We start from the raw sequence: 22096 nt of genomic DNA on the forward strand, positions 1-22096 counted from the left end.
GGGGCGCATGAGAAAAGGCTACGATCTTGACCTGCTGCGCAGCCTCCAGGTCCTGATCGAGGAGGAAGGGGTCTCGCATGCCGCGCGCAGGCTGCATACAAGCGAGGCGGCGATGAGCCGCAGCCTGGCCAAGCTGCGCGTGGTGTTTGGTGACCCGATCCTGGTGGCATCAGGGCGGCGGATGGTGGCCACATCCTTTGCGCTGGGCCTGCGCGAGCGGGTGCAGGCGCTGGTAAAGGGGGCGGACGCCCTGCTGGAAGAGCAGGAGACGCCAGACCTGGCCGGGCTTGCGCCGCATTTCACCCTGCGGGCGAATGACCTGATCGTGGGGGCGTTCGGTGCGGCCATCCTGACCGCGCTGCGTCAGGACTGTCCCGGATGCACCATTACCTTCGCCCCCGAAACGGATGAGGAACCCAGTGATGACCTGCGTGAAGGCCGGGTGGACCTGTATCTGGGCGCCAGTGATGACATGCGCCCCGAAATCCGCCGGCAGAGCCTGTTCCCCACATCCTTCCGCGCGCTGGTGCGTGCTGACCACCCCATCCTGAGCGAAGGCATCACGCCCGCCTCCATCGTGCGATACGAGCATATAAGCGTATCACGCCGGGGGCGGCTGTATGGCCCGATCGATACGGTGCTGAAGGACCGTTACGGGCTGAAGCGCCGTGTGGTGATGGTCGTGCCCACCTATTACGCCATGGTCGAGACCCTGCGCATGATGGACATGATCCTGCCGCTGCCGGGCATTGCCATTGACTACCTGCCCATCCGCTCGATGCATCTGGCCGAGTTCGAATTCCCTTTCGAACTGCCGCCCGTGCGTTCGTTCCAGGCCTGGCATCCCCGGCGCGACAGTGACCCCGTGCACCGCTGGCTGCGTGGCACGGTGTACCGTGTGGTGCGCCAGCGGGGGGAGGGACCGCCCGAGGGCTTCTCCCCCGTGACGACGGGTATTGCAGGCGTGTAGCCGTAAAACCGTAAAGAGGTTTCAGGTGGAGCTTTTTTCAAGAAGCTTCAGGGAACGCCGCCTTTTTTTAAAAAAGGCGGCACCCGGAAAGGCCTGTCGTTTTTTAATGGTATCTTACTGGCCGTAGCGCACGATACCCAGGTCTTCATGCGGGATGTCGGGCATGCGGCCGGACATGATATCGGCCAGCACCTTGCCCGAACCACACGCCATGGTCCATCCCAGCGTGCCATGGCCGGTGTTGAGGAACAGGTTGTCGTAGCGCGTGCGGCCGATGATGGGGGTTCCGTCCGGTGTCATGGGGCGCAGGCCGGTCCAGAACCTTGCCCCGGCAATGTCCCCGCCACCGGGGAACAGGTCGGTCACGGAATGCTCCAGCGTCTCGCGTCGTGGGGCGCGCAGCGATGTGCTGAACCCGGCCAGTTCCGCCGTGCCGCCAATACGGACCCGGTTGCCCAGGCGGGTGATCCCGATCTTGAACGTCTCGTCCATGATGGTGGAAACCGGGGCCTGCTTTTCGTTGATGATGTCGGCCGTCAGCGAATAGCCTTTTACCGGGTAGATGGGCAGGTCCAGCCCCAGGCTGCGTACCATGGCCGGTGAATAGCTGCCCAGCGATACGACATAGGCATCCGCCACCATCCGGCCCCGGCTGGTTTCCACGCCGGTGATGCGGCCACCCTCGGCCGTCATGGTGCGGATGCGTGTATCATAATGGAAGGTCACGCCTGCTTCCGCCGCCTTGGCCGCAAGGCGCTGGGTGAACAGGAAGGCATCCCCCGTCTCATCGCCCGGCAGGCGCAGGCCACCCACGATCTTGTGCGCGGATACGCCCAGTCCCGGCTCGGCCTTCACGCAGTCGGCGCGGCCCAGCAGTTCATAGGGCACGTTGTACTGTTCCAGCACGCGGATATCGCCTGCAATGCCGTCCATCTGCTTTTGCGTGCGAAAGACCTGCAGCGTGCCCTGCTGGCGGTCATCATAGGTGATGCCGGTGCTGGCGCGCAGGTCGCGCATCACGTCGCGGCTGTATTCGGCAATGCGGACCATGCGGCCCTTGTTACGGTCATAGGCCGGGGTGTTGCAGTTTTCCAGCATCTGTACCAGCCACTTCCACAGATGCGGATCGGGCATGGGCCAGAACACGAAGGGGCGGTATTTCATCAGCAGCCACTTGAGCGCCTTGAACGGCACGCCCGGCCCCGCCCATGGCGAGGAATAACCCGGCGAGACCTGTCCCGCATTGGCGAAACTGGTTTCCAGCCCGGCTTCGGGCTGGCGGTCGACAACCGTGACCTCATGGCCTGCCTGTGCCAGATACCATGCCGATGTCACACCAACGACACCGCTACCCAGAACGATGATCTTCATTGCAAACGTGCCTTCTGTGGCGGGTGGAAACGTATCACGCCGCCTGCGCCGGCAGGTAGACGCGATGGAAACGGGAGCCGAGAGCGGTCAGTACCTCGTAGCCAATGGTGCCGGCCGCGTGCGCGACGTCATCCACACTGCGGCGGGGACCGATCATGTCGACATGGGTGGCCTGGTCCAGCACGCTTTCCGGCACGCCGGTTACGTCCACCGTTGTGGAATCCATGGAAATCCGGCCCAGGATCGGCAGGCGGTAACTGTCCAGCCATGCGCAGCCGCCATTGCTGGCGCCCTGGCGCAGGAAGCCATCCGCGTAGCCGATGCCCAGTGTTGCAATGCGTCGCGGGCCGCTGGCGTGCCATGTCAGGCCATAGCCCACGCCATCGCCCGCCTTGATGGTGCGGCGCTGGACGATGCGCGCCTGCAGCCGCACGGTGGGCTGGAGCGGGTTCGGGGCGTCCGCGTTGGGGGCCAGTCCATACAGCGCGGCACCGGGCCGTACCAGGTCAAAATGGTAATCCGGCCCCAGGAAGATGCCTGATGAGGCCGAAAGCGCCAGCGGGGCGGCCGGCAGGCGCGCGGCCATGGCGCGCAGCCTGTCGCGCTGCAGGGCGTTGGCGGGGCTGGCGGGCGTATCGGCACAGGCAAGGTGGCTCATGACCAGCCGGGTCTCGATCCCGTCCAGCAGGGCCGGGGTATCGGCCAGCGCCGTGACATCCGCATCCGACAGGCCGAAACGGGACATGCCGGTATCAACCTGCAGGGCGGCGGGCAGCGCGTGCTGCGCCTTTGACGCATGCGCCCGCCAGCCCGCGATCTGCTCCATGCTGTTAAGCACGGGCAGTAGGGCATGATGGGTGAACGCCCGCTCCGTGCCGGGCATGGGACCGTGAAGGACAAAAATCTGCGCCGTGGGGCTGACATGGGGCCGCAGGCGTATGCCCTCTTCCAGATGGGCGACAAAAAAGACCTTCGCCCCGGCCTGTTCCAGCACGGGTGCGACCTGATGCGCCCCCAGACCGTAGGCATCCGCCTTGACCACGGCGGCGCAGGTGGCCTGTCCCGTACGCGCGCGAAGCAGGCGGTAATTGGCCGCCACCGCGCCCAGGCTGATTTCCAGCATGGCCCCGGCGCCGGGGGCCGCCCACCCGGTGGCGGGTATGGGAAAAGGCAGGTCGGTCATGCGCGGCGAACTCCATCGTCCAAGGCGGAACAGGATTGATCGTATGCGTTGGTTAATGAAATGTCCTGTCGTTCAATGCAATATCATGCAATTCATGGTCTCTGGTACGCAATGATATGCGACAAGAAGCGGAAAATTCACCATGCCGTTCGACCGGATGACCGATGCCATACTGCGAAACCTCCGCCATGACGGGCGGATGAGCAATGCCGAACTGGCGCAGCGGGTGGGCCTGTCGCCCTCCGCGTGCCTGCGGCGGGTGCGCATGCTGGAAAAGGAGGGTGTGATCCGGGGGTATCGCGCCCTGGTGGATGAGCGCTCGATCCACGGCATGACGACCGTGATCGTGCAGATCACGCTTGAGCGCCAGACCGAGGAATGCCTGCGCCGCTTTGAGGCCCGCGTGCGTGAATGCGCCGATGTGCGGGAATGCTATCTCATGACGGGGGATGCGGATTATCTTGTGCGGGTCGAGGCCCGCGACGCGGCCGATTACGAACGCATCCACAAGGAAGAACTCTCCCGCATGCCCGGCGTGGCCCGCATACAGAGCAACTTTGCCATCCGCACCGTCGTCCAACGCTGAACCGGCGTACCCGGCCCCGTCATGACCGGAAGACGGGGCCGGGTGGTTCCCTCTGTCAGGGCAGCGTGGGCCTGCGGTACGCGGGCGCATTCGGGTAGCCTGCCGGCACGGGGCCGGCAGATGGGGAAGTTCCCGCGCGTCAGGACACGGGCGGGACGGCCGGGCTGGCCTGGCGGGGGATGAAGGGCCGGATGAGGAACTGGTAGCAGCCCGCCCCCAGTACGCCCCCCAGCACCGGCCCGGCAACCGGCACCCACCAGAAGTGGTCCGGCCCGGGCAGGGCGGAGTCTCCCCACCCGGCCAGGAAGCAGAACAGGCGCGGGCCGAAGTCACGCGCGGGATTGATGGCCCATGCTTCCAGATAGCCCGAGCACGCACCGATGCTGGCCACCAGCAGCCCGATGATCAGCGCGCCCGAATTCGCTTGCGGGGCGACGGTATTGTATTCGCATGTGACGGCAAAGATGCCAAAGACCAGCAGCCCGGTCAGGATCGTCTCGTCCACAAAGGCGTGGAACGGGGTTATGAATTCGCCCGGATGGGTAAAGAACACGCCCGCGGCCCCCCCATCGGCACGGGTCAGGGCATGCAGCTGGTTGTAATGGTCGATCACGGGCTGGTAGAGTGTATAGACCAGCGCCGCGCCGATCACACCCCCCAGGATCTGGGCCGCGCAATAGGCCGGTACCTTGCGCCACGGAAAACCGCGGTACAGCGCCAGCGCCACCGATACGGCCGGATTGGCATGCGTGCCCGATACGCTGCCGGTAATGTAAATGGCAATGGTGACGGAAAGCCCCCATACAATGCATACGCCCCAGTAGGCCAGCTTGTAGGGGCTCGGGTCATACAGCGCATACATCGCGGCCACGGAATCGCCAATCATGACAATGATGGCCACCGCGATGCATTCCGCGATCAGTTCCCCCAGGAATTGTCTGTTTTTCAACATATTAGCCCACTTTATTCTTTTATTATCATTTGATGGGAAGGGGCTGTGTGCCTTCTGGCCTTTTTCCAGTCCCCGGATGTTCTTAAACGAACATGGCGGGTGGGGGAAGAGGGTGCTGCGACAGGTCGGGTAGGCGGATCTCCTTTTTCCATGTATTTCAATATATTTCATTCAACCTCTCCAACCTTGCGGATTCGGGGTGGCGGGCCGGTCTGTTCGGGAACGGCCATTGATGGGGGCATGGGTATCATCCGGCATGCGCGATTTCGCACATGCACAAAAATACAGATTCATATGAAATGCAGGTAATGGCGAATTTATGGCTGGCTTATTAATAAACAGAATAGAAAATATTTTAAGGAACGACAGGTGGCATGTGCGCTTTCCCCCTTGAAGCGCGCATCATGTTCGTTTACGAACATCCGTATCAGGAGGAACACCCATTATGGCGTCCATGGACGAAACATTCCGCTCCCCCCCCACACAGGGCAGCCCGTTCGATCTGCTGATCGTGGGCGGGGGCGTCAACGGCACCGGTATCGCGCGTGATGCCGCAGGGCGGGGTGCCTCCGTCCTGCTGGTCGAGCAGGACGATCTGGCCAGCTACACCTCATCGGCCAGCACCAAGCTGATCCATGGCGGCCTGCGCTATCTGGAATACTATGAATTCCGCCTGGTGCGCGAGGCGCTGATCGAACGCGAACGCCTGCTGCGCATCGCGCCGCACATCATCTGGCCCATGCGCTTCGTGCTGCCCTACACGCCACAGGCCCGGCCTGCGTGGATGCTGCGCCTTGGCCTGTTCCTGTATGATCACCTTGCCCCCAACATGACGCTGCCCAAGTGCAAGTCGCTCGATTTCCGCACAAGCTCGGCGGGCAAGCCGCTCAATGGCAAGCTGGCGCGCGGTTTCGCCTATTCCGATGGCTGGGTGCAGGACAGCCGGCTTGTCGTGCTCAACGCCATGGATGCAAAGGCGCGCGGAGCCGATATCCGCACGCGTACCCGCCTGGTGCAGGCCCGGCGTGTTGATGGCCTGTGGGAGGCCGTGATCGAGAACACGCGCGATGGCAGCCAGCAGACCGTGCGGGCCAGGATCGTAGTCAATGCCGGTGGCCCGTGGGTGAGCGAAGTGCTGCGCGAGCGCGCGCAGGTGGATTCCACCAAGAACGTGCGTCTGGTCAAGGGCAGCCACATCGTGGTGCCGCGCCTGTTTGACGGGCCACAGGCCTATATCCTGCAGAACCCGGACAAGCGCATTGTCTTCGCCATTCCCTACGAGCAGAAATTCACCCTGATCGGCACGACCGACGTGCCATGGACGCAGGCGCCCGGCCGCGTCGAGATCTCGCCCGAGGAAATCAGCTACCTGTGTGAAAGCGTCAGCCGCTATTTCACCAAGCCCGTCACCCCCGATGATGTGGTGTGGAGCTACGCCGGCGTGCGTCCGCTCTATGATGACGCGGCCAAGAACGCGTCGGCCGTGACGCGTGATTACGTGCTGGATGTGGACACGCAGGGCAACCAGGCGCCCATGCTCTCCATCTTCGGTGGCAAGATCACGACGTTCCGCCGGCTGGCCGAACATGCGATCGAGAAGCTTCAGCCTTTCCTGCCGGTCCTGTCCGCGCCGGGCTGGACGGCGGACAAGGTGCTGCCCGGCGGTGACCTGGGTGAGGGCGGGTTCGAAGGCGCGCTTGCCCGTCTGGCGGCAAAGGCCCCCTTCCTTGACCAGCAGTTGTGCTGGCGGCTGGTGCGCAACTATGGCTCGCGTGCCGATGTGATCGTGGGCGATGCGCGCAGCATGGCGGATATGGGCGAGCAGTTTGGCGGCGGGCTTACGGCGCGTGAGGTGGAATACCTGATCGCGCATGAATGGGCCCAGACCACCGAGGATATCCTGTGGCGCCGTTCCCGCCTTGGCCTGCATGTGACGGATGAGGACGCGGGCCGGCTGGATGCCTATCTGCGTGGCCGCCAGCCGGTTGCGGCAAAGGCGGCCCCGTAACGGGCGGCTGCGGCGGCATGACGGTCGCGGGTGGCAGTCTGCCGCCCGTGGCCACAAACCAGAATCCGCCCGCATGGGCAGGAGAAAATAATGAACAAGAAGAACAGAATTCTCGCTATTGACCAGGGAACAACGTCCACCCGCAGCATCGTGTTCGACCGCGATATCGCGGCGCTGTCCGTTGCCCGTGTCGAATTCGCCCAGCATTACCCCAATCAGGGCTGGGTGGAGCACGATGCGGAGGAAATCTGGTCCAACGTGCTGTCCACCGCACGCGAGGCCATAGCGAAGGTGGGCGGTCCCGCCACCATCGCGGGCATCGGCATCACCAACCAGCGCGAGACGATCGTGGTATGGGACCGCAAGACTGGCAGCCCCGTCCATCGCGCCATCGTCTGGCAGGACCGGCGCACGACGCCGGTCTGCATGCGCATGCACGAGCAGGGTTACGAACCCCTGGTGCGCGAGCGCACGGGCCTGCTGCTCGACCCCTATTTTTCCGCCACCAAGATTGCGTGGATACTGGACAATGTGGAAGGTGCGCGCGCGCGCGCCGAGCGTGGTGAACTGGCCTGCGGCACCATCGACAGTTTTCTTCTGTGGCGGCTGACCGGCGGCCGCGTGCACGCGACCGACACGACCAATGCCTCGCGCACGCTTCTGTTCAACATCCATACCTGCGCGTGGGATGACGAGCTTCTGGCCCTGTTCAACGTGCCGCGCGCCATCCTGCCCGAAGTCCGCACCAACAGCGAGATCTTTGGTGAGACGGAAGCCGACCTGTTTGGTGAACCGCTGAAAGTGGCCGGCATGGCAGGCGACCAGAACGCCGCCATGGTCGGCCAGGCCTGTTTCAAGCCCGGCACCGCCAAGGCAACCTATGGCACCGGCTGCTTCGCGCTGCTCAACACCGGCACCACGCCCGTCAATTCCGAAAACCGGATGCTGACCACCATCGCCTACCGTATTGGTGACGAGACGGTCTATGCGCTGGAAGGCTCGATTTTCGTGGCCGGTGCGGCCATCCGCTGGCTGCGTGACGGGCTGGGCCTGATCACCCATGCCTCCCAGACCGATGACATGGCAACCCGCGTGCCGCACAGCCATGGCGTGTACATGGTGCCCGGCTTCGTGGGCCTTGGCGCGCCGCACTGGGACCCCGACGCCCGTGGCCTGATCTGCGGCATGACGCTGGGTTCGACCGCGGCCCATATCGCGCGCGCGGCCCTGGAATCGGTGGCCTACCAGACGCTGGACCTGATGGAGGCGATGCGCGAGGACGGCGGCGGAAAGCTGAACGCACTGCGTGTTGATGGCGGGATGTCGGTCAATGACTGGTTCTGCCAGTTCCTGGCCGATATGCTCCAGACCCCGGTGGAACGTCCCCGGCAGGTCGAGACGACCGCGCTGGGGGCGGCCTTCCTGGCGGGGCTGGCCACGGGCGTATGGAGCAGCATCCCCGAACTGGAGGGCACCTGGACGCGCGGGCACCTGTTCCGCCCGACAATGGACAAGGCCCAGCGCGACAGTATGGTGGCGGGCTGGCATCTGGCGGTGCGCCGCACGCTCAGCTCCACCGTAGCCGCCTGACCCACGAATACCAGAACATAGGAAAAGAGTGCTTCATGACCTCCACACGGCATAATCCCTATCAGGTTACGGATCGCAATCTTGCGCTTGAACTTGTCCGCGTGACGGAAGCGGCCGCTGTCGCCGCCTCCGCCTGGACGGGCCGCGGCCTGAAGAACGAAGCCGATGGCGCGGCGGTGGAGGCCATGCGACGTGCCTTCGATACGGTTGCCATCAACGGCACCGTTGTCATCGGCGAAGGTGAGATGGATGAAGCCCCGATGCTGTTCATCGGGGAAAAGGTGGGTGCGGGTGGCCCCGGCATGGACATTGCCGTGGACCCGCTGGAAGGCACCAACCTGTGCGCCAAGAACCTGCCCAACGCCCTGACTGTCTTGGCGCTGGCGGAAAGCGGCAACTTCCTGCATGCCCCCGACATCTACATGGACAAGATCGTGGTCGGCCCCTACCTGCCCGAAGGCGTGGTGGATCTGGACAGCAGCATCGAGGCCAACCTGAAGTCCCTGGCCAAGGCCAAGAAGCGTGACGTGTCCGAACTCATGGTCTGCACGCTGGACCGTGAACGTCACGAGGAACTGATTGCCCGCGCCCGCGCGGTCGGCGCGCGTGTGACACTGCTCAGTGACGGGGATGTGGCGGCCGCCATCGCGGCCTGCCTCGAGGACAGTGAAATCGATCTGTATGTCGGCTCCGGCGGCGCGCCGGAAGGCGTACTGGCCGCCGCCGCCGTGCGCTGTGTGCACGGGCAGATGCAGGGCCGCCTCATGTTCGAGGACGATGGCCAGATCGAACGCGCGCGCAGGATGAATCCCGGCGCCGATCCCTCGCGCAAGCTGGCGCTGGAGGACATGGCCCGTGGTGATGTCCTGTTCTCCGCCACGGGTGTTACGGGTGGGGCGCTGCTGCACGGCATCCGCCGTTCGGGCGTGCGCACGGTCACGCATTCGCTGGTCATGCGCTCGAAGTCCGGCACCATCCGCTTTGTCGAGGGCCATCACGATTACCAGACCAAGACCTGGTGAACATTTCATCCGTTGCATAACAACAATAACACGCAATAGAGGAACGACATGACTGACACAGCGACCACTGCCTCCGCCCGCCTGGGCCTGAGGCCCGGCGTGGTGACCGGTGCCGACTACCGCCGTCTGGTGGAAACCTGCCGTGACGAGGGCTATGCCCTGCCGGCGGTGAACGTGGTGGGCACGGACAGCATCAACGCCGTGCTGGAAGCGGCGGCGCGCAACCGGGCGGATGTGATCATCCAGCTTTCCAACGGTGGCGCGCGGTTCTATGCGGGCGAAGGCATGGAAGATGCGGCACGGGCCCGCGTGCTGGGGGCGGTGGCCGCGGCCCGTCATGTCCATACCGTGGCGGCGGCTTACGGCGTGTGTGTGATCCTGCATACCGATCATGCCGACCGCAAGCTGCTGCCGTGGATATCCGGCCTGATCGACGCCAGCGAGGAGGCGGTGAAGGAAACCGGCCAGCCGCTGTTCTCCTCGCACATGATCGACCTTTCGGCCGAACCGCTGGAAGACAATATCGCCGAATGCGCCGCCTTCCTGCGCCGCATGGCCCCGCTTGGCATCGGTCTGGAAATCGAGCTGGGTGTGACCGGCGGCGAGGAAGACGGTATTGGCCACGATCTGGATGACGGGGCCGACAACGCGCATCTCTACACCCAGCCCGAGGATGTGCTGAAGGCTTATGAGGCCCTGTCCCCGCTGGGCTTCGTGACCATTGCCGCCTCCTTTGGCAATGTGCATGGCGTGTACGCGCCGGGCAATGTCAGGCTGCGGCCCGAGATCCTGCGCAATTCGCAGGCGGCCGTGGCCGCGGCCACGGGGCGGGGCGACAAGCCGCTGGCGCTGGTCTTCCACGGTGGTTCGGGGTCCGAACAGGCCAAGATTACCGAGGCCGTGTCGTATGGCGTGTTCAAGATGAACATCGATACCGACATCCAGTTCGCGTTCGCCAGCAGCGTCGGCCGCTACGTGCACGAACATGCCGAGGCCTTCAGCCACCAGATCGCGCCCAGCACCGGCAAGCCGACCAAGAAGCTGTATGACCCGCGCAAGTGGCTGCGCGTGGGGGAGATGGGCATCGTGGAGCGGCTGGAACGCTCCTTTGCCGATCTGGGTGCCACCGGGCGCACCGTTGCGCGCGTGGTCTGAGCAAGTAACCGGCGTAAGGGGAAAAAGGCAACGTGTCGGCAGAAGAACGTCACCACGAAATTACCGCACTGGTGCGTACGCAGGGTTATGTCTCGAATGAGGAACTGGCCCAGAGGCTGAACGTTGCCGTCCAGACCATACGGCGTGACGTCAACCACCTGGCCCGTCGCGGGCTGGTGGCGCGGCATCATGGCGGGGCGGGGCTGGCCTCGTCGGTCGAGAACATCGCCTATTCCGAGCGGCAGGTGCTCAACCGTCGGGCCAAGGAGGCCATCGGCCACCTTGCCGCCCGGCATATCCCCGACAATTCATCGCTGTTCGTCAGCATCGGCACCACAACCGAGGCCTTTGCCAAGGCGCTGCGGCGGCACAAGGCACTGCGGATCATTACCAACAACCTGCATGTGGCCACCCCGCTTTCGGCCCAGACCGATTTTCAGGTCATCGTGACGGGCGGGCAGGTACGCTTTTACGATGGGGGCATTACCGGCTCCACCGCCAGTACCTTCATTGAACAGTACCGCACCGATTTTGCCGTGATCGGCATAAGCGGGATAGAGGAGGACGGCACGCTGCTCGACTTTGATGCCGATGAGATCAGCGTGGCGCAGGCAATGATGCGCAATGCCCGGCGTGTCTACCTGCTGGCGGACCAGACCAAGTTCGGCCGCAGGCCGATGGGCCGGCTGGGCCACCTGTCCCACGTCCATGGTTTCTTTACCGACCGCCAGCCCTCCGAACGGATATCCGAAATGCTGCGTGAGCATGATGTGGAAGTGCATATCGCCTGAAGGGCGGCCCGGCCGGGGCTGGCCCTACTGGGCCAGGTAGCCGCCATCGACCGGCAGGACCGCGCCGGTGATGAAGGAGGCATCGTCCGATGCCAGGAACAGGATGGCGCTGGCCACTTCGGCCGGCCTGCCCATGCGGCCCATCGGGTGCATCTCCACCACCTTGCGGATTCCCTCCGCATCCATTCCGGCCACGGCTGGCGTATCGATGGTGCCGGGGGCCACGGCATTGACGCGCACCCCCTTGTCCGCCAGGTCGATGGCAAGGTGCTTGGTCAGGCCGGAGGCCACGAATTTGGCCGGGCCATAGACCGCCTGGCCCTTCTGCCCCGCAAAGGCGGAAATGGAGGACAGGCAGACAATCGCCCCCTGTCCGGCATGGACCATCTCGGCTGCGGCATATTTGCACGACAGGAACATGCCGCGTGCGTCAACCGCCATGGTATGATCCCACAGTTCTGCCGTGGCGGATGCCAGGTCGGCTTCGGGGATCACGCCCGCATTGGCAACCAGGATGTCAATCCGGCCAAACTGCTTCATGGTTTCGTGCATGACGCGCTGGATGTCCGCTTCGCTCGTGACATCGGCGGGCACCGCGATGACGGATACGCCACTTTTTTCAAACTGGCTGACCAGCTCATCAAGTGCGTCGGTATTGAGATCGGTCAGGGTCAGTTTCGCGCCCTCGGCGGCAAAACGCTCGGCCGTGGCCCGGCCGATGCCGCTGGCGGCACCGGTAATGACGGCAACCTTGCCCTGGATACGTCCGTTCGGGGTGGCAGTCATGTTTTCTCCTGTTGCAGGTGACAGCGGGGTAAAGGTCCCTTGCGCGCGGTTGGCTGTTACGGCGCATCAGGCCGGTTAACGCGGTGGGGGCAGGGGCGTTGCCCGTCCGGGGCCTGGCATGGCAGGTGTGGGCATGGGCGGCAAGGGCTGATCGGGTTCTTTTGATCAGCCCGCCGCATGCGTGGGTTTTCCGCATTCCGGCGCGGGACGGGACATGCCATTGCACCGTGTCATTACATATTCGTGCATGAAATTGCCCGGCCGCGTGTTTCAGGCCGGGGGGCGATGGCCTATGCTCACGCCCAGAGTGGTTTACATGGCTGGAGCGGGCCGGGGGTTCTGCCAGCGTGCGGCAACACCGGCCAGCGGGTTTGGAGCATTATCGAGATGGCACAGAAGTTTCGGATCGTGATTGTGGGCGGCGGTGTGGCGGGGCTGGCCCTTGCCACGCGGCTGGGCAATTCGGTCGGGCGGTCGGGGCAGGCCGAAATCACGCTGGTGGATAAAAGCTTCGCCCATGTGTGGAAGCCGATGCTGCACTGCTTTGCCGCCGGCACGGCCGCCAACGAGAATGACCGCATAAGCTTCATGTCACAGGCCAGCCGCCACCATTTTGAATTCTGGCCTGGTGAGATCACGGCGCTGGACCGCACGGCCCGGACCATTTCCCTTGCCCCGATCCGGGACCGGCTGAGTGGGGAAGTGGTGGTCGAGGCCCGCACGCTGGATTATGACGCGGTGGTACTGTCCATCGGCAGCCGGGCCAATGATTTCGGGACCCCGGGTGTGGCCGAGCACTGCCTGTTCATTGACAACCTGGTCGATGCAAACGGCTTTAACGACCGCTTCCGCATGGAACTGCTGCGGGCGTTCGCCAACGGGCAGGAACTGGATATCGCCATTGTGGGGGGCGGGGCCACCGGCACCCAGCTTGCGGCGGAACTGCACAAGGCGCTTGATCTCGCCTCGCTCTACAGTTTTGGCCGCAAGCCGCCCAGGCTGCGCATCACCCTGCTTGAAGCCGGTCCCCGTATCCTGCCCGCTTTCCCCGAGGCAGTCTCGGCGGCGGCGGTCAGGCAGCTTGAGGCGATTGGCGTCAGCGTGCGCGCGGGGGCCATGGTCAGCGGGGCGGATGGGAACGGCTTTATCCTGAAAGATGGCAGCCGCGTGCCCGCCACGCTGCGGGTGTGGGCTGCGGGTGTGAAGGCACCGGACGTGACCAGTAAATTCGGCGGCCTCAAACTCTCGCGCTCAGGTCAGCTGGAGGTCCGGCCAAGCCTGCAGGTGATGGAGGACGACAACATCTTCGCCATGGGTGACTGTGCCTTCATTGCCGAGAAACCCGTGGCCCCCACGGCGCAGGCCGCCCGCCAGCAGGCCCATCATCTGGCCCGTGTGCTGCCGGGATGGATGAAAAGCGGCAATCCGCTGCCCCCCTTTACTTTCCATAACAAGGGCGCGGTTGTCGCATTGGGTGACTATAATGGCTGGGGCACCTTCCCCGGTGGCACGGTTTTTGGTGGTGGCTGGCTGCATGGCCTGTCGGCGCGGCTGGTCCATCTCATGCTGTATCGCCAGCACCAGTTTGAACTGTACGGGCCGGTGCGGGGCACGATTTCGTGTCTGGTGGACTGGCTGGATGTATTCGTACGCCCCTCTGTCCGGCTGGACTGAGCGGTTTTTTCACCAGCAGGGCATTGATGAAAAACAAAAGTTTTTGGTGAAGCTTTTTTCAAAAAGCTTCAGGGAATGCCGCCTTCCGGAAAAAGGGCGGCACCCGACAATTTTTTACAAACCGCCGCGCCGCCGCCATCAGATATGGAAGGCGGAAGGGCCTGCCGCAGGGCGGGTCAGGCCACGCATTTCGGCCTGCCGCACAAAATCTTGCAATGTCAGCTTGCTGTATTCATGTGCCAGCAATCCGTCCATCTGGTCCAGGAAGGGCCGGATCACGGTATTGAACAGCGCGCCCTGGCGCCTGTCCGCCGCATGGGCACCATCATGCAGCGCAATCCGGCAGATATCGGACAGCAGGATTTCGCGCGCGGGCAGGGCCAGCCGGTAGCCGCCATGCGGGCCGCGCACGCCCTTCAGCAGCCCGGCGCGGGCCAGGCCTTGCAATATGGGCTCCAGTCCCCGGCGCGCCAGACTGGAGCGTTCCGCGATTTCAATGGTGCTGACGGGCCGCTCCGCCGTTCCGTAGAACGCCACGTCCAGCATGATGACAAGGGCGATGGCGGTGCGCTCACGAATGCTGTGCATGGATACGCTCTCCTGTCGGGTGGATGGACGGCGGGCCGGGGAATGGCGGGGTCTCGACGCTGGCCCACGCATTGTCGCGCGCCAGCCGCCCGGCCGTAACATCCAGCGCGCAGTGCGGCAGGATGCGGGGACGGTCAGGGGGCATGAGCGTTTCCACCTGCAGCGTGTCCGTGCCCAGACGCACGTCATACAGTCCCAGCGGGCCACGTGCCTGACGCAGTACGGCGGTGGCCTGTCCCTGCCCGGGGCGCAGGGCGATATCGACAGGCCGGACCAGCAGTTCGGCCGGGCCGGCGGCAATCGGGGCGGTAACGGGCAGGATGTCAGGCAGGTCGGGCGTGAAGACATGGTTTTCCACCCGGCCACCCAGGCGGACCAGATCGCCGGTGAAGGCCATGGTGAAGGGATCGGCCGGTGTGTCTTCCAGTGCCTGGGGTGTGCCGGCCTGCACGATGCGGCCATGGCGCATCAGCACCACCGTATCGGCCAGTTCGGCCGCTTCCTGCCGGTCATGGGTGACAAGGATGGTGGTCAGCCCCAGCCGTTCATGCAGGCTGCGCAGCCAGCCGCGGATCTGCCTGCGCACCAGCGGGTCCAGCGCGCCAAACGGCTCGTCCAGCAGCAGCACGCGCGGGCCGGTGGCCAGCGTGCGGGCCAGGGCCACGCGCTGGCGCTGCCCGCCGGAGAGTTCATGCGGGTGGCGCCCCCCCAGCCCGGAAAGCTGCATGAGATCGAGCAGGTCCTCCACCCGCCGGGCAATCACATCACGCCGCGGGCGCTGGCCACGGGGGCGGACGGACAGGCCAAAGCCGATATTGGCCGCCACACTCATATGCGCGAACAGCGCATAGTGCTGGAATACAAAACCGATATTGCGCGCCCGGGCATCCAGCGTATCCACCCGTGTCCCGTCAATCGAGACATGGCCTGCCTGATGCGGGTCAAGCCCGGCAATGATCCGCAGCAGCGAGGTCTTGCCGGCACCCGATGGGCCGACAAGGGCGGTAAAACTGCCACTGGCCACCGCAAGCGAGACATTATCGACAATGGGTCGCCCGTTGCGCGGGTTGCGGTGGGTGATCTGCTCCAGCTGAACGCTCATGCCGTATTCTCCGTCCGCCCGTGGCGGCGTTCGGTCAGGTTGCGGGCCATGACCACACCCATCGCCATAAGGGCGAGCAGGGCTGCCATGGTAAAGGCGGCCACCGTCTGGTAGCCGTTGTACAGGGTCTCGATATGCAGCGGCATGGTTTCGGTCAGGCCCGGAATATGGCCCGATACGACCGATACCGCGCCAAATTCCCCCATGGCGCGCGCCGTGGTCAGCAGCACGCCCGAAAGCAGCGCCAGCCGCGCGCCCGGCAGCGTGACATGCCACAATACCTGCCACAGGTTCGCACCCAGCATCACGGCGGCTTCTTCCGCCTCGCGCCCGTTATGCGCGAGCATGGGCATGAGCGTGCGCGTGACATAGGGGAAGGTGACGAACACGGTGGCCAGCACAATGCCCGGTGGTGCGAACAGAACGGGGTGGCCCCAGCGTTCCAGTGCCGCCCCCCACCATCCCTGTGTGCCAAAGACCAGCAGCCAGACCAGCCCCCCCACCACGGGCGAGACACTGAGCGGCAGTTCGATCAGTACTACCAGCAGGTTGCGGCCGGGAAAGCGGAAATGCGCCAGTGTCCACGCCGCCATGGTGCCGAACACGGTATTGATGGCCACACTGATACCCGTCACGATCATGGTCAGGCGGATGGCGGACAGGGCATCGGGATCGGCCAGCGTGGCCATGGCAACCCGTAACCCGTGTGAAAGCGCGGCCGCGAACACCAGTACGGGTGGCAGCACCACCATTACGGCCACCAGCAGGTAGACCACGAGGGCAAACAGCAGGCGTGACATCGTGTTCCAGCCCCTCAGTCCGTGCCGTATGACAGGTGGCGGCGCAGCAGGCCGATGCCCGCAAGCGACAGGAGCGATATCCCCACCAGCACGAACCCGATCAGTGTCGCCCCCTGGGTATCGTATTCCTGCAGGCGGATGACGATCAGCAGCGGCGCGATTTCGGTATGGTAGGGCTGGTTGCCGGCAATGAAGATGACCGATCCGTATTCACCAATGCCACGTGCGAAGGCCATGCCCGCCGCCGTGACCAGTGCGGGGTACAGGGCGGGCAGGATGACGCGCGTGATCACCTGCAGGCGGCTGGCCCCCAGTATTCCAGCGGCTTCCTCCACATCACGCGGCAGGTGGCGCAGGACGGGGGCGATGGTGCGCACCACGAAGGGCAGGCCGATGAACATCAGCGCCAGCACGATACCGGCCTGCGTAAAGGCGACATGCACCCCCCACCGCGCCAGCGGGCCGCCAAGCCAGCCATTGGGGCCATAGAGCGTTGCCATGGTAATGCCCACCACGGCCGTGGGCAGGGCAAAGGGCAGTTCCACCAGCATGTCGATAAGCCGCCGCGCCGGAATGTCACTGCGTACCAGCGCCCATGCAATCAGCAGGCCGGGTACAAGGTCGGCCACCGCCGCGAGCAGTGCCGATGTAAAACTGACCCGTATTGCCGCGAGCATGCGCCCGTCATGCGCCGCGTGGGCGAAGGCGCGCAGACCGCTGTGCAGCCCTTCGCCCCATGGCCGGACAACCAGCGCCACCATGGGCAGGATCACGATCGTGCCCAGCCAGAACAGCGTCATGCCCAGTCCCAGCCCGAAGCCGGGCAGCGGGTCGCGCTGCCACCGCAGGCCGGGGAAAGGGGACGGACGGGACGGATTCATTTCGTGTAGACGCCATCAAAAAGGCCGCCATCGGCGAAATGCGTGGCCTGCACTTTGGCCCAGCCGCCAAGGCTTGCGATGTCAAAGGTGGTCGTGGGGGTAAAACGGTCCTGATTTTCCGCCAGGATGGCGGCGTTGACGGGACGGAAATAATGTTTCGCCCCCGTTTTCTGCCCTGCATCGCTGAACAGGTAGTCCACATAGGCCCGCGCCAGTTCCGTCGTGCCATGGGCCTGCGCGTTGCGGTCCACCACGGCCACTGGCGGTTCGGCCAGGATGGTCAGGGGGGGGACGATCATGTCGAACTGGTCCGGCCCGATCTCGCGCGTGGCCAGCAGGGCCTCGGCTTCCCATGCCACCAGCACGTCACCCAGGCCGCGCTGGACAAAGCTGTTGGTGGCGCCGCGTGCCCCGGTGTCCAGTACCGGCACATGGGCAAACAGGGATTTGAGATAGGCGCGCGCAGTCTCTGGCGTGCCGCCCGGCTGGCGCAGTGCCCAGCCCCATGCGGCAAGGTAGTTCCACCGCGCGCCGCCCGATGTCTTGGGGTTGGGGGTGATGACCTGCACCCCCTCACGGATCAGGTCCGGCCAGTCATGGATGTTCTTGGGATTTCCCTTGCGTACCAGGAACACGATGGTGCTGGTATAGGGTGTGGCGTTATGGGGCAGGCGGCTCTGCCAGTCGGTGGCCAGCAGGCCGGCATGGGCCAGGGCATCAATGTCATAGGCCAGGGCCAGCGTGACGATATCCGCAGGCGCCCCTTCCAGCACAGAGCGCGCCTGTGCCCCGGACCCGCCATGGGACGTACGGACCTGCACGGTCGCGCCGCCATGCTGGCTGGCCCACAGGCGGGTGAACCCGGTATCAATGTCCTGATATAATTCACGCGTCGGGTCGTATGATACATTCAGCAGCCCTGTCGCCGCCCGGGCCTGCGGGGGGCGGAAGGCAAGGGTGGCGGCGGCTGCGAAGGTGGCCTGCATCAGGCTGCGCCGGGTCGGGAATGATGGTTTGGCCACTTTTTATATTCCTTTTTTATATAAGGAAGTATGGAGAATATGAAGCGGTTTGCATCGGGTATGCCGAAGGGAGGAGACGATATTTAATGCCAGTGATTCGTCCTATTGAAAAATCACTGTAAAAATACGCTATATATTCTGTATGATGGCTTTGTGGATCTGTCAATAACACGTTTTAAATCGTCAAAAAAAATGGTCCTGTAATTTTTATGACACATTGTCTTTTCGGTGAATCTGAGCAAAAACATTAAATAACAGCACGTTAGTAAAATAACGACCCGCGGGGGAAGTTTTTTTGATAACTTTCCGAAAGCCGATGATAATACACGATTGACGCGAACTTATCTGTATAATACGAAAATATTTAGTGCTTAACGGCGGATAAAATCCGTATATGACGAACTGGTGCGTAACTATGGTGCCTTCCCTGACCCCGGCCACGACCGCGAACATCCGGAATTCCCGCAGGCTTGCCCTGTGCGCCCACGTCGTGCGGACGGGCAGGAAGGCCGCCGACTTTCCCGTTCTGGCCATGTTGCTCAGCCTGCCATCGGGGGCGGCCATGCTGGGGCAGGGCGCGCATGCGGCTGAGCTGACACCCGCGCGTCAGTCCGGTCAGGTGGGAATCCAGGCGACATCACAGCCGGAAAGCATGGTTGTCCATATCCAGCCCCGGCCCCCTATCCAGATCTATCCGCATGCCAACCCGATCGGCCAGCCGCTGCGCATGAGTGGCGCGGAAAACCGCAAGAATGGCCATCAGTATGACTGGGGCGTGTTCAACCGGGGCAATGGCGAGGCAGCGGGCTTTGGCCCGGTCGGGACCTATGGCGTGGCCCCCTGGGCAGAGGACTGGAGCCGGCTACGGCACACGAAGAAGTCCGATGACCCGTTTGACGTGCTGAAATACATTCCCCTGACCCGAAGCGGCAATGTATGGATCAGTTTCTCTGGCGAGACACGGCTGCGGAACTGGTTTGAAAGCAGGCCACAGCTGGGCACGCAGAAGCCTAATGATTCCGGTCGCTTCGGTGTGCGCAACCTGTATGGGGCGGACCTGCATATCGGCTCGCACCTGCGTTTTTTCGGGCAGCTGATCAATGCCGATGCCGCAGGCTGGGGGGGGTATGGCTATGGTTCGACCTACCGCAAGCGGCTGGATGCGCAGCAGGCCTTCGTCGAGACGCGGTGGACCATGCTGGGTGCCAAAAGCGGCTTCATCTTCGGCCGGCAGCAGTTTCTCGATGCGCCATCATACATGCTGTACAATCGTGAGACCCCCAACGTGCCACTCTCATGGGACGGTTTCCGGGCCTATATGGTCTGGAAGCGCATCCGCGTGGATGGCTGGGATTTCGTGCAGACATACGACAGTGAAAACAAGATGTTTCACGATACTGAAAACTACGCCACGCGCCTGTATGGCTTCAATACCACCTGGGCGCCGCCGGACTTCACCTTCATGGGGCAGAAGGGGTACTCGTTTCTTGATGCGTTCTATATCGGCTATAAGCTCAATGGTTCCGCCGGGGCCATTGCGGGCCCGAATGGCACGTCCGTCAAGGGGTCGAACACACGTAACAACTTCGGCATGCGCTGGCATGGTGTTGCGGGACCGATCGAGTTCTCGGTGGGCGGAATCTGGCAGGGCGGGGTCTTCCGCCAGGCCAGCAACAATGCGGCGCGCAATGTCAGTGCCTATGCCATCAACTCCGTAGTCGGGGCACGCCTGCCCAAAAATGCGCTCAATGCCTTTGCCGGTATCCAGACAGATGTCTATTCCGGTGGTAATGCGTCGGAGCGGAGCGGGACAATCGGTACCTATGTCTCGCCCTTCAATCCGCAGACCAACTATCTTGATACCACGACCTACATGACGGGCTCGAACCTGATCAGCTTTGCGCCGCTGGTCCGTATTACGCCGTTCAAGTCCGTGAGCATACAGATCAAGTATCCGCTGTTCTGGCGCGACAGTGTGAATGATCCGGTTTACAAATCATCCGGGTTCTACAAATTCGCAGGCAATTTCCGGGGCAAGTTCATTGGTATGGCACCACAGGCTTCCGTGGCGTGGCAGATCAATACCCATGTCTCGTGGACACAGTACGTCTCGCGCTTCATGACCTCGCGCGCCCTGAATGAGGCGGGTGGATCAGGCGGGACCTATTACCAGTCCAATTTCGTGTTCCGCTTCTGACAGAAGCCGGCGGGCTGAAAACACGGACCCGGGGACAGCGTCCTTTCTGAAATTACGGTGTTCTTCAGCCATTGCTGAAAAAGCGGGTGTCCGGAGTGTCTTCAGCCTGCACGGCGTTCTTGGCGGTGCCCGTTCCAGAAAATCTTTTAACCGGTTCCAGCAGGGGAAAATCATGCTCTGGACAGGCAGGACTTACACTCGGTCAAGGGGGTATGAAATAGGGCTGGCGGTGCTTGGCCTGGCTGTCATGTCCGGCTGTGCCTGCACGGCCTATGGCTGTGGCGTGTCATGGGCGGATCTGTCAGAGGCAACGGCGTCCATCTTCCGTTACTGAACACGGCGCGGCCCCTGCGGGCTGTCCGTGTAGCCGGGCCATTCCCGGCATGGCCGGTCTGCGCGGTCAGGGGCTGAATCAATCCGCCATGTCATCAACCGGTTCCGGCCGGGGCCAGAGTGTTGACTGCAGCGCGTAGGTTTTCTGCAACAGCGGCACCAGCGCGGGCCGCCCGCGCAGCCTGATCCATTCATCCAGCGCCGTGCGGAAAATCGCAATGCCACCGCGTGCCATAAGGCGCGCCGCGGTCCTGCGGCTCTTGCGTTCGGTTATCCGCTTTGCCAGCCCTTCGGCCAGGCAGTCTTCCCACTTGCCGTATTTCTGCAGGCTGACGCTCTGCAGGGAAGGGGTCTTTTCGATCAGGTAGACAAAGGCATAGGTATCATGCCGGTTGGCGGCAATATGGGGCACAAGGGCCGTAAAGGCATGCATCATCGCATCGGCGGGGGGCATGTCGGCCGGGCAGTCGGCCAGGGCCTCGGTCAGGGCCTGTGTCATGCCGCGTGTCCAGGCCAGCACGATATCGGCCTTGGTTGCGAACATGCGGAATAGCGTGCGGCGTGAAACCTCGGCTGCGTCCGCGATTTCATCCACCGTGGTCTGGTCATACCCCTGGGCGGAAAACAGGCGCATCGCCTCTGCAATCAGGGTATCGCGCACGCGGGCCTGCTTGCGTTCACGCAGTCCGGGGCGGGGAGGGGTATCGGGCGTGGCGATGGGCTTCATTCAGTATCCTCTCGTGCAGGTCCATCCTGTAGCGGGGCAGGACGGCCCTTCAGGACGCGAGAAAACGGGGGCTCACGCCAACAGACAGCCTTTTTATACATAAAACCGATATTATTAAAACATAAAGCGGTTTGTCACATGCCAGGCAGGATGTCGAGACCGGCCACCGGGACAGGACTGTATTATACAGGGCGGCAGCACATGCCGCATGTTTCATGCAGGTCGAAGCAACAGGCCTGCCGGCGCGGGGTTTTACGGCAGGGCAACAGGGTACAGTTCGCTGGTTATGCCTGCAGGAATATATTTATATTTATTTTTGGGTTACAGTTTTGTGGATGCCGGTATTCCTGCCGGGCAG

Annotated in this window: 19 protein-coding genes; 9 read left to right on the plus strand and 10 right to left on the minus strand. The window is 63.4% G+C overall.

What is annotated here, in order from left to right:
- Window positions 1-7: 7 nt before the first annotated feature.
- The gene (locus GWK63_RS06170; RefSeq protein WP_007398109.1) at window positions 8-970 is read left to right on the plus strand and encodes a LysR family transcriptional regulator; all 963 of its coding nucleotides are present in this window, start codon (window positions 8-10) and stop codon (window positions 968-970) included.
- A gap of 114 nt (window positions 971-1084) precedes the next feature.
- Here GWK63_RS06170 and GWK63_RS06175 read toward each other — a convergent pair whose 3' ends face one another.
- Both GWK63_RS06175 and alr read right to left on the minus strand, forming a co-directional pair.
- On the minus strand, window positions 1085-2341 hold the full coding sequence (locus GWK63_RS06175) for a D-amino acid dehydrogenase (RefSeq protein WP_007398110.1): 1257 nt from the start codon (window positions 2339-2341) through the stop codon (window positions 1085-1087).
- 34 nt (window positions 2342-2375) lie between these two features.
- Window positions 2376-3524, minus strand: coding sequence for an alanine racemase (alr, locus tag GWK63_RS06180; protein WP_007398111.1), 1149 nt, complete (start codon window positions 3522-3524; stop codon window positions 2376-2378).
- A gap of 142 nt (window positions 3525-3666) precedes the next feature.
- Between alr and GWK63_RS06185 the strand changes: the two genes are divergently transcribed.
- Window positions 3667-4110: an Lrp/AsnC family transcriptional regulator gene (locus GWK63_RS06185; protein WP_039998741.1), complete on the plus strand. Its 444-nt coding sequence runs from the start codon at window positions 3667-3669 to the stop codon at window positions 4108-4110.
- 139 nt (window positions 4111-4249) lie between these two features.
- Here the strand turns inward: GWK63_RS06185 and GWK63_RS06190 are convergent, their stop codons facing one another.
- Entirely contained in the window at window positions 4250-5062 is an 813-nt protein-coding gene (locus GWK63_RS06190; protein ID WP_034932633.1) for an MIP/aquaporin family protein, read from the minus strand.
- A gap of 445 nt (window positions 5063-5507) precedes the next feature.
- Between GWK63_RS06190 and glpD the strand changes: the two genes are divergently transcribed.
- The 5 genes from glpD (at window position 5508) to GWK63_RS06215 (ending at window position 11628) form a co-directional block, all read left to right on the plus strand.
- On the plus strand, window positions 5508-7070 hold the full coding sequence (gene glpD, locus GWK63_RS06195; protein WP_007398116.1) for a glycerol-3-phosphate dehydrogenase: 1563 nt from the start codon (window positions 5508-5510) through the stop codon (window positions 7068-7070).
- Window positions 7071-7160: 90 nt separating this feature from the next.
- Complete coding sequence (glpK, locus tag GWK63_RS06200; RefSeq protein WP_007398117.1) at window positions 7161-8660, plus strand: glycerol kinase GlpK; 1500 nt, start codon at window positions 7161-7163, stop codon at window positions 8658-8660.
- 35 nt (window positions 8661-8695) lie between these two features.
- Complete coding sequence (gene glpX, locus GWK63_RS06205; RefSeq protein WP_166498137.1) at window positions 8696-9682, plus strand: class II fructose-bisphosphatase; 987 nt, start codon at window positions 8696-8698, stop codon at window positions 9680-9682.
- A gap of 48 nt (window positions 9683-9730) precedes the next feature.
- Window positions 9731-10837 (plus strand): class II fructose-bisphosphate aldolase, encoded by a 1107-nt coding sequence (gene fbaA, locus GWK63_RS06210; protein ID WP_034932632.1) that lies wholly within the window; start codon window positions 9731-9733, stop codon window positions 10835-10837.
- A 32-nt stretch (window positions 10838-10869) separates the two neighbouring features.
- Entirely contained in the window at window positions 10870-11628 is a 759-nt protein-coding gene (locus tag GWK63_RS06215) for a DeoR/GlpR family DNA-binding transcription regulator (protein WP_007398120.1), read from the plus strand.
- A 24-nt stretch (window positions 11629-11652) separates the two neighbouring features.
- Here the strand turns inward: GWK63_RS06215 and GWK63_RS06220 are convergent, their stop codons facing one another.
- A complete protein-coding gene (locus tag GWK63_RS06220; protein WP_007398121.1) occupies window positions 11653-12414 on the minus strand; it encodes an SDR family NAD(P)-dependent oxidoreductase in 762 nt (253 codons plus the stop codon).
- 387 nt (window positions 12415-12801) lie between these two features.
- Between GWK63_RS06220 and GWK63_RS06225 the strand changes: the two genes are divergently transcribed.
- Complete coding sequence (locus GWK63_RS06225; protein ID WP_034932630.1) at window positions 12802-14088, plus strand: NAD(P)/FAD-dependent oxidoreductase; 1287 nt, start codon at window positions 12802-12804, stop codon at window positions 14086-14088.
- Window positions 14089-14226: 138 nt separating this feature from the next.
- On the opposite strand, the gene GWK63_RS06230 is transcribed toward GWK63_RS06225, so the two are convergent.
- The 5 genes from GWK63_RS06230 to GWK63_RS06250 are packed head-to-tail and all read right to left on the minus strand — an operon-like array spanning window position 14227 to window position 18445.
- Entirely contained in the window at window positions 14227-14676 is a 450-nt protein-coding gene (locus GWK63_RS06230) for an RrF2 family transcriptional regulator (RefSeq protein WP_007398123.1), read from the minus strand.
- Complete coding sequence (locus GWK63_RS06235; protein WP_007398124.1) at window positions 14660-15778, minus strand: sulfate/molybdate ABC transporter ATP-binding protein; 1119 nt, start codon at window positions 15776-15778, stop codon at window positions 14660-14662. Before GWK63_RS06235 ends, GWK63_RS06230 begins: the two co-directional genes overlap by 17 nt.
- Window positions 15775-16578: a sulfate ABC transporter permease gene (locus tag GWK63_RS06240; protein WP_007398125.1), complete on the minus strand. Its 804-nt coding sequence runs from the start codon at window positions 16576-16578 to the stop codon at window positions 15775-15777. Before GWK63_RS06240 ends, GWK63_RS06235 begins: the two co-directional genes overlap by 4 nt.
- Window positions 16579-16592: 14 nt before the next feature.
- The gene (gene cysT, locus GWK63_RS06245; RefSeq protein WP_007398126.1) at window positions 16593-17459 is read right to left on the minus strand and encodes a sulfate ABC transporter permease subunit CysT; all 867 of its coding nucleotides are present in this window, start codon (window positions 17457-17459) and stop codon (window positions 16593-16595) included.
- Window positions 17456-18445: a sulfate ABC transporter substrate-binding protein gene (locus GWK63_RS06250; RefSeq protein ID WP_034932666.1), complete on the minus strand. Its 990-nt coding sequence runs from the start codon at window positions 18443-18445 to the stop codon at window positions 17456-17458. Before GWK63_RS06250 ends, cysT begins: the two co-directional genes overlap by 4 nt.
- Before the next feature lie 451 nt (window positions 18446-18896).
- Here GWK63_RS06250 and GWK63_RS06255 point away from each other — a divergent pair, with 451 nt between their 5' ends.
- On the plus strand, window positions 18897-20678 hold the full coding sequence (locus GWK63_RS06255; RefSeq protein ID WP_112209965.1) for an alginate export family protein: 1782 nt from the start codon (window positions 18897-18899) through the stop codon (window positions 20676-20678).
- A gap of 412 nt (window positions 20679-21090) precedes the next feature.
- On the opposite strand, the gene GWK63_RS06260 is transcribed toward GWK63_RS06255, so the two are convergent.
- Window positions 21091-21738: a TetR/AcrR family transcriptional regulator gene (locus tag GWK63_RS06260; RefSeq protein WP_039998743.1), complete on the minus strand. Its 648-nt coding sequence runs from the start codon at window positions 21736-21738 to the stop codon at window positions 21091-21093.
- Between the last annotated feature and the right edge of the window lie 358 nt (window positions 21739-22096).

Origin of the sequence: Komagataeibacter rhaeticus (genome assembly GCF_011611525.1) — a bacterium.
GTDB lineage: Bacteria > Pseudomonadota > Alphaproteobacteria > Acetobacterales > Acetobacteraceae > Komagataeibacter > Komagataeibacter rhaeticus.